The organism is Flavobacterium zepuense (genome assembly GCF_007097145.1).
GTDB lineage: Bacteria > Bacteroidota > Bacteroidia > Flavobacteriales > Flavobacteriaceae > Flavobacterium > Flavobacterium zepuense.
Map to the genome: position 1 here is coordinate 206,210 of NZ_VJVZ01000003.1, position 18,342 is coordinate 224,551.

Here is an 18,342-nt window from a genome sequence, read left to right on the forward strand (position 1 = left end):
GTTTTGCCACCTCCCCGGGCCGTTAACTAAACTTTACAATTCTATATACGAAATATTGTGCCAAAAAAGATTTATTATGTTTTAAAATGTTTGTTTCTTTGTCTTAAAACCTAATTAATGATACAGGCCGCAAACATTCATAAATATTACGACGATTTACATGTACTTAAAGGCGTAGACCTGCATATAAAAAAGGGAGAAATTGTATCTATAGTAGGCGCTTCAGGCGCCGGTAAAACTACTATGCTGCAAATATTGGGCACGCTGGATAATCCGGCCAAACAAGTTGGTACATCGCTTACCATAAATGGCGAGAACGTACTTGCAATGAATGATAAGGCGCTTTCTAAATTCAGGAACCTAACCCTGGGTTTTATTTTCCAGTTTCACCAGTTATTGCCCGAATTTACAGCATTAGAAAATGTTTGCATACCTGCCTATATTGCTAATAAACCAAAAGCAGAAACCGAAAAAGAAGCCAAAAGACTGTTAGAATACCTTGGCCTTTCGCACAGGATAAACCACAAGCCGGGAGAGCTTTCCGGCGGTGAGCAACAACGTGTGGCCGTGGCAAGGTCGCTTATTAATAACCCCGCCGTTATTTTTGCCGATGAGCCATCAGGTAACCTGGATACTAATTCGGCTGAGAACCTGCATAAATTGTTCTTTAAGCTGCGTGACGAACTGGGCCAAACCTTTGTTATTGTTACCCATAACGAAGAGCTTGCTAACATGGCCGACCGTAAGCTTGTTATGAGCGACGGCCAAATTGTACAGCAATGATAGTTATAGCAGTATACTGGCTGTTTTTGTTTATACTGCTGCTGCCTCTTGGCGTTTTAACCCAACATGCCTTAAAACTTAAAACCAACAGCCCAATACTAACCCTGCTTTCGGGAATTGTATTGCTTACCTGTGGTTTTACCTTTACGGCTTTTTTTATGCCTTTAGGGGCTTTCAGCCTCGCTATATGGTGTATCATTAGCCTTGCATCGGGAATTTACTTTAAAAGTGAGGTATTTAGGCTCATCAAAAGTTTCGGTGAAAGCCTAAAACAGCTACCCTCCTACCTTAAAATAGTTATTGGAATATTAACCTTTGCCGCACTGCTAAAAAGCGCTCAATACCCCTTTATAATTGATAATGAGAGTTATTATGTGCAAACCATAAAATGGTTAAATGAATTTGGCTTTGTAAAAGGGCTGGGTAACCTGCATATGTTTTTTGCCCAGAACTCAGGGTGGCACGTGTTGCAGGCAGGGCTTAATTTTAGTTTTGTATCTTATATTATTAATGACATTAATGGCTTTGTATTTTTAATATGCACCTTTTACTGCATTATTGAAGGCCAAAGGCTTAGCACCGACCGACGGTTACATTGGCTCATGTTCATGCCGTTGCCTGCAATACTCTTTTTTCAGTTTCTTGATGTACCCTCACCCGATTTGCCACTGCTTATAATCACGTCAATAATACTGCACCTGTATGCACAACATTCTGAAAATGAAGACAATTACAAAATAGCGCTGCTATTTTTTATATTGCTCGTGTTTATAAAGCTGACTGTACTACCTCTTGGCATTTTATTTTTGCCCGGCTTACTTAAAAGGCAAAACCTTGTTTTTATAACGGTTACAGCAATACCTATCGCTATTCTATGGATATCTAAAAATATCATCGTAAATGGTTACCCTTTATATCCAATTGCTTATTTTAAAACAGGTTACGATTGGGCAATGCCTGATAATTTATTCCATTTTATTATTGATAATACGGCGGATTACGGCTACAACCGAACTACTGGTAATGCATTGCTACCACCAGACACATCAATGACCGACAAATTGCTTATGTGGCTGCAACAAAATGGTTTAGCACGCATTGTAAACCGGTTGACAATAGCGGTTTTAGCCTTAATGCCGGTTGCTATTGCAAAAAATAAAAAGTATATGCTCATTTATATAGCACTATTAATCAACTTTTTAGTAGTGTTGTTTACCTCACCACAGTTCAGGTATTTTTTATACATAACTATATGCGCCGGACTTTTTGTAGTGGCATGGCTATTTAACATACTAAAGACAAATGCATTAGTATACAAAGGTTTGTTAGCATTATCAATACTGCTTATTAGCATTACATTCTTCAATCTCAAATTTTCAGGCCTAACCGCCAACAAACATCACCAATCTAATAGTGTGGTGCGGTGGCAGCAACTTTATAAGCCGGAAGGCGTTACAAAATTACCGAAACTGGAATTCATTCAAATAAAAATGGATAATTTAGAGTACTATTCGCCTAAGTACAATTTCTTTAGGTATGGAACAGCAAATGGGCCACTTCCCTGCGTAAATTCAGAGCAAATAGAGTATTTGTACAGGGAGTTAGGCATTATACCACAATTGCGCTCAACAGAGCTTAAGGACGGATTTAAATCAGTTAAAAAGTAAACCTATGATACTGATACTCTTAAGCTGGATCTACATTGTGTTTACAACCACCAACCTTGGCTTTATCCTTAACAAGGCATTAAAAACCAAGGTAAATGATTTTGCCGTACTATCAATATTAGGTTTATTTCTCGTAACAATTACTGCAAGCACCTGGGCAATTTTCGGCAGGATAAACTGGGAATTCCACACTACACTTTTACTTCTTAATTTACTGATAATCATCAAGTTTAAAAGTGAAGTCTCAGAAGTTTATAACAACTTCTTTAATGATATCAAACAACTTAGCGCCAACCTTAAAATAATATTAGCCGCTATAGCCGTTTTGATTATAGCTCAGTGTTCGGCCATTCCATACGGCATTGATAATGAGACGTATTACATACAAACCATAAAATGGCTTAACGAATATGGTTTGGTAAAGGGACTGGGCAACCTGCACCCATACTTCTCACAAACAAGCGGTTGGCATATTGCTCAAAGCGCGTTTAGCTTTTCATTTTTATATCCTAATTTTAATGACCTGAGTGGTTTTTGCCTATTGCTTGGCAACCTGTTCGCCATACTAAAAGTGAACGAATATTTCAAAAACGACAATCAAAACTACCTGATAATCGGTCTGTTATCATTAGCGAACGTGTTTTTATTCCAGTTTATCAGTGCACCATCATCGGATATCCCGGTTTATGTAATCTCTTTTATCATCTTTTTTTATTTTTTAGATCGTTACAAAACAATTGACAATGAGACATTTAAACTGCTAACCCTACTTGTTATCTTTTGCCTTTACATAAAGCTGACATCCATAGTGCTTTTAGCAATTCCGTTACTACTATTACTAAAAAACCACAGGCTTTTATTCACTGGTTTACTGCGACTTACAGCCATAAGTATTATTGTATTAGTGCTGTTCTTAGTTAAAAATTTTATTATAAGTGGGCACCCGCTGTTCCCTGTCATTTCTAATAGTATTTACCACGCCGACTACAGCATCCCAATACAACTTTCGCAGGTATATTACGAGCAAACCAAGACCTATAGTTTCTTTGTAACACCTCTGGAATACGGCAATATGCCAATATACAAACTATTTTTAAGGTGGCTCATGCTACCTAAGATAGATGGCCTCTTTAACAAGCTCGCTGTTCTGTTAATCGTTGTCTCTCCGATAGTTATACGCAAATTCTACAACAAAAAAGCCCTGTGGGTGCTGTACTTTGTAATGTGCCTTCAACTGGTGGTGCTATTCTTTACTTCACCACAGTACCGGTTTTTCGTCAATTTTATTCTGTTATTCAGTATTTTACCCTTGGCAATTCTCATCAAAAACAACAAGAACGTAATTATTACCATCTTGTACTTTTCAATATTCATTACAGCTTTTGCAGTGTTGGTACCAATAGACCTTAACCAATTTTCGGGTAAAAAATTTACGCTGGCAAGGAGCAATTTTAAGTTAGAAAACATCGTTTTTCCGCATGATATTTCACAATTCGACTTCGAGTTTGAACAAATTCGCGAAGGAAACCTGCTTTATTATTCTCCTATAGGAAATAAGTATTTTTACGTTACCGGAAATGGCCCCTTGCCCTGCATAAACCAAAAACTGATCGAAACCGGAAAAAAGAAGTACGGCATCGTTCCGCAACTACGAGGTAATAACCCGGGTGACGGTTTTTACCCTGCCCCCGTTGCACGCGATTAATTTAACAACTCGTTTTTGTACCTTTGCAACATGCAGGCTACAATGGATATTTTAGAGTTAAAATCGTTTTTAGACGAGAAGGTTATACAATACAACAACCCCAATTTTATAGAAAGTGATCCGGTACAGATTCCGCATCTGTTCACTTTGAAAGAAGATGCCGAAATTGCCGGTTTCCTTGCCGCTACTATTGCGTGGGGTAACCGTAAGATGATCATTAACAACGCTAAAAAAATGGTTACCCTTATGGGCAGCAGTCCATATGATTTTGTAATGAACCATAGGGAGCACCATTTAGAAACGCTTGAAACTTTTGTGCACCGCACGTTTAACGGTGGCGATTTTGCCACTTTTATTAAAGCCCTAAAGCACATTTACCTCAATCACGGCGGCCTGGAAGGTGTATTTGCAACCCATAAGCAAAATGACAGCCTTCAGCCGGCCATTAACCAGTTTAAGAAAGTATTTTTTGAGATTGAGCACCAAGACCGTACGCAAAAACATGTAAGTGACCCACTGGCAGGATCGGCGGCGAAGCGTATCAACATGTACCTGCGCTGGATGGTTCGTAACGACAATGCGGGTGTTGACCTTGGCCTGTGGAAGACCATCTCTCCGGCGGCATTGTCCTGCCCACTTGATGTACACAGCGGTAATGTAGCCCGAAAGCTCGGCATACTTACCCGCAAGCAAAACGATGCAAAAGCCCTTGCCGAACTTGATGCCCAACTGCGCCTTATGGATGCAACCGACCCTGTTAAGTATGATTTCGCCCTGTTTGGATTAGGAGTTTTTGAAGGGTTTTAACCGCACTAACATTTTTTTACTATTTTTGGATTTCCAAACCTAAATCTTATGAAAGCCTTAAAACTTATCCTTGCCGTTTTTGCAACGTTTTTATTCAGCACCACTGTTAGCGCTCAAGAGCAAAAAACCGTGCAGACCGCTACCATAAAAACAGCTATTTATTGCGACCACTGCAAGCATTGCGAAACCTGTGGCGATAAATTTAACCAGACATTAATTAAGGAAAAGGGTGTACAAATGGTGGTGCTTGATGAAAAAGCCATGACCATTAAGGTTACCTATAATACTAAGAAAACCGATCTTGCAAAGATAAAAACAGCCATTAGCAAACTGGGCTATGATGCCGATGATGTTAAGGCCGAACCTCTTGCTTATGAAGGTTTAGACGACTGCTGCAAAAAGAGCTAATTAAAAAATTCACTATTTTTGTGATGCATAATGGCAATGATGTCTGCCCTGAACCGCTGCCCGCGCAGCTGATGGCGTCTGGTTTAATGGCTTATGCCAAAAATCATGTATACAATCAGGGCAAATTATGACACATTTAAAAAGCATCATTGCACAGCTACAACAAATCCCTCATCTGTCCTACCTGCTCAAATGGGTGCTGCTCGCATTGGTTATTGGCGTTAGCGTAGGTTCTGCTTCGGCATTTTTCCTGACAAGCCTCAACTGGGTAACTAATTTCCGCGAAAGCAATACCTGGATAATTGCACTGCTCCCACTGGGCGGACTCATAATTGGCCTTACCTACCATTATTACGGCACCAGCGTTGTTAAGGGAAACAATTTACTGCTGGAAGAACTGCACACCCCAACACAAATTATCCCCTTTAAAATGGCTCCTCTTGTGATCATTGGCACACTGGTTACGCATTTATTAGGTGGTTCTGCTGGGCGCGAGGGTACTGCCGTACAAATGGGTGGTGCCATTGCAGACAGATTCACTCATATCTTTAAACTAATCGAAACTGATAGGAAGATAATCCTTATAATGGGTATCAGCGCCGGGTTTGCATCGGTATTTGGTACACCGTTGGCAGGTGCAATCTTCGCGCTCGAAGTTATGGTACTGGGCCGCATGCGCTACAAGGCCATTGCTCAAAGTTTTATTGTAGCTTATATCGCCGATTACACCTGTACTGCCTGGCAGATAACTCATACACAGTATCAAATTCCGTTTATATCTGCCATGCAGCCTGTAATCCTGTTGTGGATTGTATTTACCGGTATACTATTCGGCATCACAGCCTTCCTTTTTTCGCAAAGCATGCACTTTTTTAGTGGCCTGTTCAAACATATAAAGTACCCGCCGCTACGCCCTGTAATTGGCGGCGTGTTCATAGCCTTGGCAGTTTGGACACTGGGCACAACAAAATATATAGGGCTGGGCATACCCACTATTGTAGAAGCTTTCAGCATACAGCAACCGGAATATGCGTTTTTGCTAAAACTAATCATTACCGCTTTTACATTGAGTGCGGGTTTTAAGGGTGGCGAGGTTACACCCCTGTTCTTTATAGGTGCAACGCTGGGCAATGCTTTGTTTTTGTTCGTTCCGCTACCTATGGCACTACTGGCAGGAATGGGCTTTGTAGCGGTATTTTCCGGAGCTACTAATACCCCAATTGCCTGTACCGTTATGGGTATGGAACTTTTTGGCTATGAATGCGGACTCTACATTGGCCTGGCCTGTTTTATAGCCTACTTATTTTCCGGTAATAAAGGCATTTACACATCGCAAATTGTTGGCGGGCCAAAGCACTACTTTTACACTTGGCTTAGCAAAAAATAATTTATATTTGATAAATTTTCACCTTACTATGAAAAAAGTATTAATTGGCCTGGGCATTTTTATTGGTGTCGTAATAGTAGGCTTTTATATTTGCAAATTTACGGGAATGTACAGATTGCATACCTGCGTTACAATGGCCAATGAGCCTGCGCTTCCGCTAAACTCTATGTTTGCTACTTCTAATCTTAAAGACGAAAAATCTGGTGATCTTATTACATTTCAACAAGATACTGCCGTATATATTTTTAGGCTTGTGGCAAAAGAAGGTGATGTAGTACTTATAAAAAATGGGCGGCTGTTTGTAAACGATGCCGATTTTGACAGCAAAGTAGCAACCAAACATAGTTATCTGGTAAGCGCGGAGCAATTGTTGCAATTAAACCCTCAGCCGTATGCAATACCAAATCCTAATGGAAAATACGCGGCATTTTTAGAAGATGCTGTGGCTGATAAAGCAGGATTAGCGCAATATAAATATGTAGCTCCGCAAAATGAACCCGACCCACATATTGTTAAGATATATGGCAAGGGTTGGAATAAAGATTTTTTTGGCCCACTAACAATTCCAAAAAACAAAGTGTTTGTATTGGGCGATAACCGCGACAATGCTTACGATTCGAGATATCTCGGATTAATAGATACTGATAAAATTACAGGGGTTGTGCTAAAAAAATAAACCCGGCCTTAATTAAAGAACCGGGTTACATCTACGTAAAACAAAACAATTATTTACTACCGTAAACAGTTTGCAAATACTCTTTAAGAGTTGTTGGTTTCTTGCCAATTAATTTAGAAAGATCGGCGTTACCCGTTTCAAGTTCACCATCTTTAATAGCCTGCGCAAAACCGCTCAGCATCCAAATATACATTTCCGGTACACCTGCACCCTCAAGAACCTGTTTGTACACGTCTGCTTCAGGGCTGGTATACGTTATTTCTTTCCCTGTTATTTCAGAAATATATTGCGCCACATCGGCAAAAGAATAAGTTTCGTCATTGGCAATGGCATATTCTTTATTCTCATGCCCATAAGTAGTAAGCACTACGGCAGCAGCAAGCGCCATATCCTCGCGGGTAGCAAACGGAACCCTTCCATCCCCGGCAGGAAAGAAAACACCGTTTGTAAGTACCTGTTCACCTACAAACATAGGCACTACATCGGCATAAAGGCTGTTGTTAAGCAATATGTACTCCAGTCCCGACTCTTTAAGGTAATCTGCCGTAAGTGCGTGGTCTTTTGCTAAGATCCCGGTGGCAGAATTATGCGCGTCTTTCTCCTCAATGCTTGTGTAAGCAATTAGCTTTACCCCGGCTGCCTTAGCGGCGTTTATTGCATTTTTATGTTGGCCAACACGATCGTTAAAATCGTTAGATGAAACCAATAGTATTTTATCAATTCCTTCAAACGCTGCAACAAGCGACTCATAATTGTGGTAGTCGCCTACACGTACAGTAATGCCTTTATCGGCAAAGTGTTGTGCTTTTTGGGCATCACGTGCCAAAACAGCTATTTGAGAAGCATCAACTTTTTCGAGTAAATAATTAACGGCGGCTGCGCCAAATTGGCCCGTAGACCCTGTAACTAAAATCATTTTTATGTATTTAAGATGTTGTACATTATTTATACTGCAAACTTATTTATATTTGCTATCTAAATTATAGTACTATGCTTTTGGATAGCGACACCCTAAAGTATAGCATCGTAAAAATGACTTTAATATGGATACTTTAGATTGCCTGCCCGAAACTGTTAAATGCCCAAAAGAGGCCATTATGCCTGTAAAAGATGCTTTGGAAGCTTTAAGCGGAAAATGGAAAATACCCATACTGGTTTCCCTTAGTACCGGCACCAAGCGCTTTAAAGAAATTAGCAAGGAAGTTGGTGGTATTACCGATAAAATGCTTTCTAAAGAGCTAAAAGACCTTGAAATGAACCTGTTGGTGAGCCGTAAAGTGCTGGATACCTTTCCGCCAACGGTAGAATATGCCTGGACCGACCACAGCCGTACCCTTGGCAAGCTAATACACGAACTGCAAAGCTGGGGCAAATTGCATCGTAAAAGGATTATTGAAAAATAGGATTTGGTTGATTGCATTAGTTGTTTGTTTTTTGAAAAACTAAGGGAGTTAACACATTAAAAAATAATTAGTGTAAATAATACAATTATTTTTCTCAACTTTGTTTGTATCCACAACAACTTATTAATCAAACCACAAACTATGCATTTAACTTTACTTAGATATTTCGCAATCGTTTTCATATTTACAACCGCAATTACCGTAACGGCACAAACTACACCCGCCGTTATTACTGTTAACCTTAAAAATGAAATCGCCCCTATGGAACCCGTTTGGGCATGGTTTGGGTATGATGAGCCTAACTATACCTACATGAAGGACGGTAAAAAGTTGCTATCGGAAATTGCTGCGCTTAGTCCGGTTCCTGTATATGTACGTACTCATAGCCTGTTGGTTAGCGGCGATGGTGTTGCTGCCCTAAAATGGGGATCTACTAATGCCTATACCGAAGACACTAATGGCAACCCCATTTATAAATGGAAGATTGCAGATAGTATTTTTGATACCTACGTTAAGCGCGGTATGAAACCGCTGGCGCAAATTGGCTTTATGCCGGAAGCTTTATCTACCCATCCTGTGCCCTACCGCCATTACTGGAAACCCGGCGACCCCTATACGGATATTATTACAGGGTGGGCTTATCCGCCAAAAGACTATGATAAATGGCGCAACCTGGTATACGAATGGGTTAAACATTGTGTAGATCGCTATGGTAAAAAAGAGGTAGAAAGCTGGTATTGGGAAGTTTGGAACGAGCCCAACGGCCATTACTGGAAGGGCACACAGGAAGAATTTTTTAAATTGTATGATTATGCTGCCGACGGACTTAAAAAAGCCCTGCCCACAGCAAAAATAGGCGGTATTAATATTGCCGGTACCCGTGGGGACGGCGCTCAGGACTGGACAAATAATTTTATAAAGCACTGTATAAGTGGCACTAACTATGCCACGGGTAAGAAAGGTTCTCCTGTTAATGCCATATTGTTTCATGCTAAGGGCTGGCCAAAATCGGTAGATGGTATGGTGCGCATGGATATGGCACCGCAAATGCAGGACATCCAGACCGGGTTTAAAATGACTATGGCATACCCCGAAACCAAAAACCTCCCGGTTATTATCGGAGAGTCTGATCCTGAGGGTTGTGCGGCCTGCGGTATGGCTACCAACCCTGAGAATGCCTACCGTAACGGCACCATGTACAGCAGCTATACTGCCGCCAGTTTTGCCCGTAAATATTTACTGGCAGACCAAACCAAAGCCAACTTTTTAGGCGCGGTATCCTGGTCGTTTGAGTTTGAAGACCAACCCTGGTTCTATGGGTTTAGAGACCTGGCAACCAATGGTGTAGATAAGCCCGTGCTTAATGTTTTCAGGATGTTTGGCATGATGACAGGCAAGCGAATAGCGGTACAAAGCAACCGGATGTACCCGCTGGAAGAAGTGCTTCAAAAAAGCGTAAGAGGCTCACAGACAGACATTGGCGCACTGGCAAGTAAAGACAAAAAGGCTGCCGCCATAATGGTGTGGAACTACCATGACGACGATAAACAGGGCCCTGCCGAAACCGTTACTATTACCATTAGCAACATCCCTGCTAAAAAGGCTACGCTAAACATCTATATGATTGATAAAGAGAACAGTAACTCTTACGAAGTATGGAAAGGCATGGGATCGCCACAGAACCCTACCACCTTACAAATAAGCACTTTAGAAAAATATGGACAGCTAAAATGTGTTAGTACATCAACCGTAAAAACAGAGGGTGGTAAAGCCACTATTGCACTCGAGTTAATGCGCCAGGGTGTGGCTTTGATAAAATTAGACTGGTAGCTACTATCTCTATTATTTTTTTAATTTGAATTCATTTTTGGACAAAAAAAGACTTAATATTTCACTTTCGGATTTTGATTTTATCTTTTTTAGTGCATTTATCAGTCAATTTTTGTAGGAAAAACAACCTAAATATCTTAATATTTCACTTTTTGACATCGACTTTTAATTTTTTAAAAACTTAAAGCATTTATACCTCCGGGTTTCCAACTATTTTTGGAGTAAACAAACCAAACTTTTACCATGAAATTATTACTTCCGTTATTTTTATTTGCCATGATCACAACTTCTGCACAAGAAGTGCTTCCACTTTACAAAACCGTACCCAACAGCAAACCATCTGTAAAGAAAGAAAAAACCGAAATGGCCAGTTATGGCATAGAGATCACTACAAATGTATCTGTGCCTACACTCACCATGTATAAACCGGCGAAACCAAACGCTTTGCGCAGCGCTGTAATTGTTGTACCGGGCGGTGGTTACGGAATGTTAGCAACAGCCCATGAGGGTGCAGATATAGCTAAAGCCCTAAACAGTTGGGGTGTTACAGCTTTTGTATTAAAGTACCGGTTACCTAACGACAGCATCATGAAAGATAAATCTATAGGGCCGTTGCAGGATGCGCAGCGAGCCATCCAAATGGTTAGGGAAAACGCCAAGGAGTGGAATATCGATGTTGCCAAAGTGGGCATAATGGGCTTTTCTGCCGGAGGGCACTTAGCGGCAACAGCTTCTACACATTTTAACAATGCGGTAATTAGTAATGATAAAAACACCTCCTTACGCCCTGACTTCTCTGTGCTGATTTACCCGGTAATAAGTTTTTCTGATGCGCTTACCCACATGGGCAGCCGTGATAATTTAATTGGCAAAAACCCGGCTCAAAAAAGCATTGAGGGCTATTCTAACGAACTACAGGTAACCGACCAGACTCCCCCTGCATTTTTAGTACACTCTGCCGATGATGGCGCTGTGCCTGTGGGAAACAGTATAGAATATTACCAGGCATTATTAAAACATAAGATTTACGGCGAAATGCTTATCTATCCTCACGGTGGCCACGGCTACGGCATGATAAACCTTACTACTGCCGATAAATGGATGGACAACCTTAAAAACTGGATGATCGCAAGTAAGTTTTTGTAGGCCTAAGTAGTATGAAGATAAATAAACACCTCATTGTTTTTAGTAAAGAAACAAAAACCATTTATTAGCGAGCCTTTAGAAAAATAATCTGCCGGATATGTAGCTGTGTTTATAGTTACATATCCGTTTTGCTTGCTGAAACTTTGTTGTACCGCAGGAGTGTACCAATCCACATCTGCAAATATGTCGGAAGAATATTGTTCATTAACAATTGTAATACTTTGTTGATGATATTTCTGCAAACGTATTAAGTCGTTCACAGATAACTGTACAATAGCAGTAAGACTATAATCAGCAGGCCCTATACCTGTCTCCCTTCCAACAGGTTTGTATGTAAATTTAACTGATAATGGATTCATATCCAGCTTTATCATTTTTTTGAGCAATGCAACATCACTATTAACTTCAGTTTGTTTTTCGTTGCATGAAACGAATAGAAAAAAACATGATAGTGCAGCTATATATATTATGGTTTTCATACTGATAAAATGTATTTATAAATATATTAAAAAAACAAACCCCAAAAGACTTTAAAATCTGTTGGGGTTCTATATTTAAAAGATAGAGTTTACCAAACGTAAGTACCTACGGCACCGGCTTCCAGCGTTGTAGTTACCCACTCGCCGTTGTATTTAATATTAAAAGTTTCGGCACCGCCACCATCGTTCTCTACAATAAGTACGTGCTTGCCATCGGGCCTTTTAAACGCCACATTATTAAGGTTACCCGATATGTTGCTGCCTATACGTACCGATCCTGCCGGTACAAATTTAGAGGCATGTGCAATAATATAGTAGGCCACGTTTTTAGTATAAGCCGTGTTGCTTGTAATGGTTATAGCACCTTTACAGTCGCTACAGCCGCCATCGGTATGCGGGTCGTAGCTTGCATTGTTGGCAAGGTTCCACTCCATGGCATTTTTACTCCAGTTTCGCATAGAGCCAATAACTACATTTTTAAGGTGCCATTTTAAGTCGCCACCAAAACTGCCGTTACCGGCGGTGTACTGCTCAGTAAAATACAGGTTTTTAGTTGGGTAAGTATTGTGCAGGTTGCCCATCGCATTAATATCGCCTGCATAGAGGTGAAATGCTGCGCCATCAACATACTGGCTTGCAGCAGCATCGGCAAAAATAGTGGCCGGGTACGATGGCATATCGCAATTATGGTCGTAAGCAATAATTTTAGTCGTAATGTTAGCTGCTGCAAATGCAGGGCCCAGGCTGCTTTTAATAAACGTAGCCTGATCTGTAGCCTGCATAACCATACTTGGGTTGTTATACGGGTTTAAAGGCTCGTTTTGCGGGGTAATAGCCGTAATGGTAATACCCTCGGCCTGCATGGCCTGTATGTATTTTACAAAATAATCGGCATACACACCGTAGTATTCGGGCTTAAGGCTGCCGTTTACAAAGCTACCGTTGGTTTTCATCCATAACGGAGCCGACCACGGTGTTGCAATAATTTTAATGTTTGGGTTAATTGCGAGTATCTCTTTCAGCATATTTATTACAGGCTGATCCTGCGTGATGCTGAATTCAGAAAGGTCGGTATCGGTTTGGCCGGAAGGCATATCATCATAGGTAAAAGGCGCTTCGTTAAGGTCAGACGCGCCAATGCTTACACGCAGGTAGCTTACACCAATGCCTGTGGTAGTATTAAACAGGTCCTGCAGCAATGCTTGCTTGCTGGATGCACTAAGGCTATTGATCATTAGTACACTACCGCCCGTTAAGGTATAGCCAAAACCATCTACAGTTTGATAGGTTGACGTATCTACAACATCAATATTCTGGTAATTGTTAGCGGTAGCGCTAAAACCAAGTATGGTGTTTTGCAATGCAAGTTTGGTAGTGCCGGCATTGTTGGTCATCCAGAATTCTACTTCATTAGCAACAGGGTCGGTTGGGGTTACAGGAGGTGTTGGGGTTGTAGGAGTGCCATCATCGCCACCATCCGACGATGAGCAGTTAACCTGCATAAACAGTAATGCAGATAGACTTAAAACAGAAAACATTTTTTTCATTTGGGTAATTTAGATTGTTTTGGAAAGGGGTAAAAATAGAGTATTTCTAATATATATACGAAGTAAGTTGCCCTGTTTAACACGCCTAACCTACTTTTAACGTTTATTAAGCCCTTAATATTGTACGGTTGCGAAGCAAAGGCCGTGATTGGCAGGCTAAATGCCATAAAGAAGTTTCGCCTTTTCAATAGTTACACTACCCTCTTTAACCTCTAAAAAATAATCCAACTGCCATTTTTGGGTGCGTTTTGCCTGGGCGTTTTCGGTTACATCCCAGGGCGGATATACGCGTATGGCACGTTTGCCATCTTTACAATTAGTAGTGAAGACGCCCTTTGCAGCAAGTACTTTTTTAGGGAATACAAACTGGCCGTAATAATTATTTTTCTGCACGCTAATAACTACAAGGTCTATTGGGTCTAAAGCATTAAACGGCATTATTGGGCCGTTGCTTAAACGTTTCCAAAGTGTTACAAACTGGCCTGTTTTTGTAGGGGTAATTTTAGCTGACCTAAATACTATTTTAAGATTATTTAGCGTAAAAGTAAAGGCGCTGTAATCCTGGCTTTCTTTTTCTGCAACCAGAGTATCAAAAGTGTACCCTAATGTATCGTAAATAAGGGATTTTGTCTTAAAAGGTTCACTAAGCGCATTAATTTCCATGTAATGATACTATTATAAGCGGCTGTCTTTTTTAAGAAGGGCCGCCAGCTCTCCGGTAAGGCTTTTACGGGAATATTGCTGTAAGCCTATGGCATGCGATTGCAAGTTACCCTGTAGGTACTGCTCAAAATAACCCAAAAGAGCCTGTTTAAGGCGTTTCTTTTCAGAATAGTTTACCGATACACCGGTATTGGTCTGCTTAATAATATCGGCATAATCAGCGCCATGCGGGCCAATCGCAAGTATAGGCCTTTCAGACACCATATATTCAAACAATTTACCGGGTATAATGCATTTGGTTTCTTCCCTGTCAATCTCTACCAACAGCAATACCTGCGATTTACGCTGTTGCACCACCGCCTCGTTATGAGGTACATAGCCTAAATTATTTACATACAGGTTAAGCCCGAATTGGGTTATGCTATCCAGCACTTCGCGGCTTACCGCACCAATTAATTTAAGCCGGAAAGCCGACTTAAATGCTTCATTTTCAGAAATTAATTCGGATAATGATTCCCATAATATGGCTGGGTTACGCTCCGATAGAAACGACCCTATATGTGCCAGTGTAAATTTTTCGTCTAAAGGCTGTTTGGCAACCTTTTCTACATCATAACCGTTAGTTATTACGGCTATGGGTTTGGTGGTGATTGCTTCAAACTCGCGTTTGGTGGTAGGGCTGGTAACTAAAATGGTATCGGCTGTGGTAAGCACCTCTTTTTCAAGGTTTTTATGTTTTGCTGCCGCCGAAGCTGTAAGCTTTAGCTGCTTATGGTAGCCAATGGTTGTCCACGGGTCCCTAAAATCGGCTAGCCAGTTAATACCCAATTGCTTTTTAAGCCCAAGGCCAATTAGGTGCAGGCTATGTGGCGGCCCAGTGGTGATAACGGTATCAATATTGTTTTCTTTAATGTAACCTGAAAGGTAAGCAATTGAGGGCTTAACCCATAAAACACGTGCATCGGGGATAAACACATTACCCCTGACCCAAAGCATTAGCCGCTGTAAAATCGACTGCTTTTTTGTATTGGGTATAATACCCGAACTTATCTTTTTAGTATTGCCCTTAGAAAATGCCGAAGCCCATGCATACGGCTCAATAATCTTGTGCTTTATAATTTTTACCGAAGGGTTAACTTCTGCCAGCAGGCCGTTATCTAATAACGGGTAAGTAGGGTTTTCCGGTATATACACAACAGGCTCAATACCATGATCAGGCAGGTATTTAACAAACTTTAGCCAGCGCTGTACGCCGGGGCCACCTGCAGGCGGCCAGTAATATGTTATGATAAGAACCTTCATTAATTTAGATTTCAGATTGCTGGATTTAGATGTTCGCGGTTCAGACAGACTGAAAACTCTAAAGTGCTTTTTGAGGCTGATGATCGTTCTTTTTGGTCTCTGTATAAATACCAACCCCTAACAACACTAACATGGCTATAAAGCTTATTAGCGAAATTGTGCCCCCTGTTTGTACTACCTGCGGTTCAAACTTAAATACAATAGTGTGTTTGCCTGCCGGTATTTTTAAGCCCCTTAGCATGTAATTAGCTTCAAAATGTGGTGTAAGCTTATTATCAATATAGGCATTCCATCCGTCGCCATAATATACTTCAGAAAACACTGCAAGCCCTGCGTTCTTGTTGTTACTTGTGTATTTAAGGTAGTTAGGCTCGTATGAATCTAACTTAATGGTAGCGGTACTATCTACTGCAAAACTGGTTGCCGTAACCGCATCAGGAAATTTAGTTTTATTAACAACCGCTTCCTGCTTAAAGTTAAGCTTATCAAGGCCTTTCATTTCTTCATCGGCAGTAGTAACCGCTTTTACCCTGCTTACAAACCAGGCATTGCCGTTAGCCGTATTGTTAGGTATAGGCATTACTTCGCCTTTATCGTTACTTTGCAAAACATACTTAACGTTAAGCATGTTAAGCACACCAATATTCATAGGGCTTTTAAAGATCTGGTAATCAAAAAGCTGCTGTATCTTTTGAGGCTTAGCCGCATGGTACCCCCCTATCGACTTATGGAAATACGATGCCCTTGCACTGTTAAGGTGCCCATCAAAGTCAAACACACGGTAATGCGATGTATCTTGTAAAATCTGCTGGTCGGCCGGGGTAGCTTCAAACGGCATATCGGCTTCGCGTGCGCTAACAAAGTCGGTTTCGTTAACATACTTCCTGTCAATAAAGAAAAGATCGCCCACCATTAATATACCTACAATTACTACCGCCACAGTCTGCGATAATTTTTGCTTGTTATACAGGAACAATATGCCCGCCACAAGCGCTATAAAAATACCCGAACGCAACAGGTCATCGCTAAACATATCGCGCCTGTCTTCCCTTAGGGCTTCTATAAACGAATTACCTATCTGGCCTAATTGCTGTGCTAACCCTGCATCGCGCGGGCCGGCAAAGCTAAACGAGCCTTTAAACAGTTGTATCAGTAACAAAAAGCCAAGAGCCGCCGCCGCCGACTGCCACAACGATTTAAACTGCTTTTCTTTATCTGAATTAAAAAATGCAAATAACCCCATTATTGCCAGTACCGGTATGCACAGCTCTAATATAACCTGTATAGATGCCACAGCCCTAAACTTGTTATACATGGGTACATAGTTTATAAAGAAGTCGGTCAGTGCCGGGAAATATTTACCCCATGATAGCAATAGTGCCAGTACGGCACCTGCAAAAAAAGCATATTTAATTTTACGCTCTTCGGCAAACATGGCCAGTATAAACAAGAAGAACACCACTGCACCTATGTATGCCGGAGCAGCCACAATAGTCTGGTCGCCCCAATACGTTGGTAGTCCCTGCGCTACAAATTCCATTGCTTCCTGCGGGCTAAGGTAACGCCCCTGCTCTACCTCTACCGTTTGCAAAAACTCAACCACGTGCGAGTCCTGGCCCAGCTTTTCACTGCCTGTAGAGCCACCATAAAGTCGCGGTGCAATAATATCAAGGCTTTCGCCTACGCCATAACTGTACTCTGTAATGTACTCGTAGCTCATGGCATTGGTGTTATCTTTCTTAGTATCGTCTGGGTTAAAGGTTAGCTTGCTGTCGCTACGGGTACTAACCTTAGCATATTCGGCAGTAGCCATAAGGCTTGTAGCATTCATACCTATGGCTAATATACCCGCAATGGCAAACACCCCTGCGGTAAGGCCTAAATGCTTAAATTCTTTATTTTTAATGATCTCTATAACATAATAAATACCTATTACAAACAGCAGTATTATAAGGTAATACGTCATTTGTATGTGGTTGGCGTTAATCTCTAACGCCGTAGCAAACAGGGTTAGCAATCCGCCCACAATATACCTGCGCTGAAATACCAAAAGCACACCCGATATTACCAGTGGCATATATGCAATGGCATGGGCCTTTGCGTTATGCCCAACGCCCAGTATTATGATAAAATAGGTAGACAACCCGAATGCAAGCGCCCCAAAAAACGCTTTAAGCGGATCTATCTTCAATACCCTTAACAGCACAAAAAAGCTAAGAAAATATAGGAATAAATAATCAGCAGGGCGTGGCAAAAAGCGTATAAGGCGGTCTATTTGCTTAATGTAATTATGAGGGTAGTTGGCCCCTAACTGGTAGGTAGGCATACCGCCAAAAGCACTGTCGGTCCAGTAAGGCTCCTCGCCCCCTGTGGCCTTCCTAAAGTCGTTTTGTTCCTTGGCCATACCGGTGTACTGCACTATATCGCTCTGGTATATCTTTTTGCCCTGCAATACCGGGTAAAAGTAGATAAGGGATACAATAACAAATCCTAAAACGGCCAGAAAATACGGGTATAGCCTGTTGATATTTTTCATTTA

At 41.1% G+C, this 18,342-nt stretch carries 16 protein-coding genes and 1 riboswitch; of the genes, 10 read left to right on the forward strand and 6 right to left on the reverse strand.

Features of this window, described 5'->3' with window-relative positions:
- The first annotated feature begins 117 nt into the window (after nucleotides 1-117).
- The 7 genes from FMM05_RS06210 to lepB all read left to right on the forward strand — a co-directional run bounded on the left by FMM05_RS06210 (nucleotide 118) and on the right by lepB (nucleotide 7,433).
- Entirely contained in the window at nucleotides 118-783 is a 666-nt protein-coding gene (locus tag FMM05_RS06210) for an ABC transporter ATP-binding protein (protein WP_143372477.1), read from the forward strand.
- Nucleotides 780-2,450 carry an LIC_10190 family membrane protein gene (locus tag FMM05_RS06215; protein ID WP_143372478.1) on the forward strand — a complete coding sequence of 557 codons (1,671 nt, stop codon included), beginning with the start codon at nucleotides 780-782 and terminating at the stop codon, nucleotides 2,448-2,450. The genes FMM05_RS06210 and FMM05_RS06215 overlap by 4 nt, the downstream gene beginning before the upstream one ends.
- A 4-nt stretch (nucleotides 2,451-2,454) precedes the next feature.
- Complete coding sequence (locus tag FMM05_RS06220; protein ID WP_143372479.1) at nucleotides 2,455-4,155, forward strand: LIC_10190 family membrane protein; 1,701 nt, start codon at nucleotides 2,455-2,457, stop codon at nucleotides 4,153-4,155.
- Between the two features lie 42 nt (nucleotides 4,156-4,197).
- A complete protein-coding gene (locus FMM05_RS06225; protein WP_143372480.1) occupies nucleotides 4,198-4,962 on the forward strand; it encodes a TIGR02757 family protein in 765 nt (254 codons plus the stop codon).
- Nucleotides 4,963-5,010: 48 nt separating this feature from the next.
- Nucleotides 5,011-5,370, forward strand: coding sequence for a heavy-metal-associated domain-containing protein (locus FMM05_RS06230; RefSeq protein ID WP_143372481.1), 360 nt, complete (start codon nucleotides 5,011-5,013; stop codon nucleotides 5,368-5,370).
- A 23-nt stretch (nucleotides 5,371-5,393) separates the two neighbouring features.
- Nucleotides 5,394-5,458: riboswitch (Fluoride riboswitch) on the forward strand.
- A 39-nt stretch (nucleotides 5,459-5,497) separates the two neighbouring features.
- A complete protein-coding gene (locus tag FMM05_RS06235; protein ID WP_185965520.1) occupies nucleotides 5,498-6,757 on the forward strand; it encodes a voltage-gated chloride channel family protein in 1,260 nt (419 codons plus the stop codon).
- 28 nt (nucleotides 6,758-6,785) lie between these two features.
- The gene (gene lepB, locus FMM05_RS06240; protein WP_143372482.1) at nucleotides 6,786-7,433 is read left to right on the forward strand and encodes a signal peptidase I; all 648 of its coding nucleotides are present in this window, start codon (nucleotides 6,786-6,788) and stop codon (nucleotides 7,431-7,433) included.
- 49 nt (nucleotides 7,434-7,482) lie between these two features.
- Here the strand turns inward: lepB and FMM05_RS06245 are convergent, their stop codons facing one another.
- Nucleotides 7,483-8,349, reverse strand: coding sequence for an SDR family oxidoreductase (locus tag FMM05_RS06245; protein WP_143372483.1), 867 nt, complete (start codon nucleotides 8,347-8,349; stop codon nucleotides 7,483-7,485).
- A gap of 127 nt (nucleotides 8,350-8,476) precedes the next feature.
- Between FMM05_RS06245 and FMM05_RS06250 the strand changes: the two genes are divergently transcribed.
- From FMM05_RS06250 to FMM05_RS06260, 3 genes are all read left to right on the forward strand, one after another.
- Entirely contained in the window at nucleotides 8,477-8,836 is a 360-nt protein-coding gene (locus FMM05_RS06250) for a winged helix-turn-helix transcriptional regulator (RefSeq protein ID WP_143372484.1), read from the forward strand.
- Between the two features lie 141 nt (nucleotides 8,837-8,977).
- Entirely contained in the window at nucleotides 8,978-10,666 is a 1,689-nt protein-coding gene (locus FMM05_RS06255; RefSeq protein WP_143372485.1) for a GH39 family glycosyl hydrolase, read from the forward strand.
- 243 nt (nucleotides 10,667-10,909) lie between these two features.
- A complete protein-coding gene (locus FMM05_RS06260) occupies nucleotides 10,910-11,812 on the forward strand; it encodes an alpha/beta hydrolase (protein WP_143372486.1) in 903 nt (300 codons plus the stop codon).
- A 2-nt stretch (nucleotides 11,813-11,814) separates the two neighbouring features.
- Here FMM05_RS06260 and FMM05_RS06265 read toward each other — a convergent pair whose 3' ends face one another.
- The 5 genes from FMM05_RS06265 to FMM05_RS06285 all read right to left on the reverse strand — a co-directional run bounded on the left by FMM05_RS06265 (nucleotide 11,815) and on the right by FMM05_RS06285 (nucleotide 18,339).
- Nucleotides 11,815-12,291, reverse strand: a complete 477-nt coding sequence (locus FMM05_RS06265) for a hypothetical protein (protein ID WP_143372487.1) — start codon at nucleotides 12,289-12,291, stop codon at nucleotides 11,815-11,817.
- 89 nt (nucleotides 12,292-12,380) lie between these two features.
- A complete protein-coding gene (locus tag FMM05_RS06270) occupies nucleotides 12,381-13,838 on the reverse strand; it encodes a glycoside hydrolase family 30 protein (RefSeq protein WP_235894365.1) in 1,458 nt (485 codons plus the stop codon).
- 156 nt (nucleotides 13,839-13,994) lie between these two features.
- Nucleotides 13,995-14,501 carry a MepB family protein gene (locus tag FMM05_RS06275; RefSeq protein ID WP_143372488.1) on the reverse strand — a complete coding sequence of 169 codons (507 nt, stop codon included), beginning with the start codon at nucleotides 14,499-14,501 and terminating at the stop codon, nucleotides 13,995-13,997.
- 12 nt (nucleotides 14,502-14,513) lie between these two features.
- The gene (locus FMM05_RS06280) at nucleotides 14,514-15,803 is read right to left on the reverse strand and encodes a glycosyltransferase family 4 protein (protein ID WP_143372489.1); all 1,290 of its coding nucleotides are present in this window, start codon (nucleotides 15,801-15,803) and stop codon (nucleotides 14,514-14,516) included.
- A gap of 58 nt (nucleotides 15,804-15,861) precedes the next feature.
- Complete coding sequence (locus tag FMM05_RS06285) at nucleotides 15,862-18,339, reverse strand: YfhO family protein (protein ID WP_143372490.1); 2,478 nt, start codon at nucleotides 18,337-18,339, stop codon at nucleotides 15,862-15,864.
- Nucleotides 18,340-18,342: the final 3 nt, after the last annotated feature.

What these genes read in the sequence shown, in the direction of transcription:
- FMM05_RS06245 (WP_143372483.1), bottom strand. Translation starts at nt 8,349, where the DNA reads ATGATTTTAGTTACAGGGTCTACGGGCCAATTTGGCGCAGCCGCCGTT.
- FMM05_RS06260 (WP_143372486.1), top strand. Translation starts at nt 10,910, where the DNA reads ATGAAATTATTACTTCCGTTATTTTTATTTGCCATGATCACAACTTCT.
- FMM05_RS06230 (WP_143372481.1), top strand. Translation starts at nt 5,011, where the DNA reads ATGAAAGCCTTAAAACTTATCCTTGCCGTTTTTGCAACGTTTTTATTC.
- lepB (WP_143372482.1), top strand. Translation starts at nt 6,786, where the DNA reads ATGAAAAAAGTATTAATTGGCCTGGGCATTTTTATTGGTGTCGTAATA.
- FMM05_RS06275 (WP_143372488.1), bottom strand. Translation starts at nt 14,501, where the DNA reads ATGGAAATTAATGCGCTTAGTGAACCTTTTAAGACAAAATCCCTTATT.
- FMM05_RS06215 (WP_143372478.1), top strand. Translation starts at nt 780, where the DNA reads ATGATAGTTATAGCAGTATACTGGCTGTTTTTGTTTATACTGCTGCTG.
- FMM05_RS06285 (WP_143372490.1), bottom strand. Translation starts at nt 18,339, where the DNA reads ATGAAAAATATCAACAGGCTATACCCGTATTTTCTGGCCGTTTTAGGA.
- FMM05_RS06210 (WP_143372477.1), top strand. Translation starts at nt 118, where the DNA reads ATGATACAGGCCGCAAACATTCATAAATATTACGACGATTTACATGTA.
- FMM05_RS06225 (WP_143372480.1), top strand. Translation starts at nt 4,198, where the DNA reads ATGGATATTTTAGAGTTAAAATCGTTTTTAGACGAGAAGGTTATACAA.
- FMM05_RS06220 (WP_143372479.1), top strand. Translation starts at nt 2,455, where the DNA reads ATGATACTGATACTCTTAAGCTGGATCTACATTGTGTTTACAACCACC.
- FMM05_RS06265 (WP_143372487.1), bottom strand. Translation starts at nt 12,291, where the DNA reads ATGAAAACCATAATATATATAGCTGCACTATCATGTTTTTTTCTATTC.
- FMM05_RS06280 (WP_143372489.1), bottom strand. Translation starts at nt 15,803, where the DNA reads ATGAAGGTTCTTATCATAACATATTACTGGCCGCCTGCAGGTGGCCCC.
- FMM05_RS06255 (WP_143372485.1), top strand. Translation starts at nt 8,978, where the DNA reads ATGCATTTAACTTTACTTAGATATTTCGCAATCGTTTTCATATTTACA.
- FMM05_RS06235 (WP_185965520.1), top strand. Translation starts at nt 5,498, where the DNA reads ATGACACATTTAAAAAGCATCATTGCACAGCTACAACAAATCCCTCAT.
- FMM05_RS06250 (WP_143372484.1), top strand. Translation starts at nt 8,477, where the DNA reads ATGGATACTTTAGATTGCCTGCCCGAAACTGTTAAATGCCCAAAAGAG.
- FMM05_RS06270 (WP_235894365.1), bottom strand. Translation starts at nt 13,838, where the DNA reads ATGAAAAAAATGTTTTCTGTTTTAAGTCTATCTGCATTACTGTTTATG.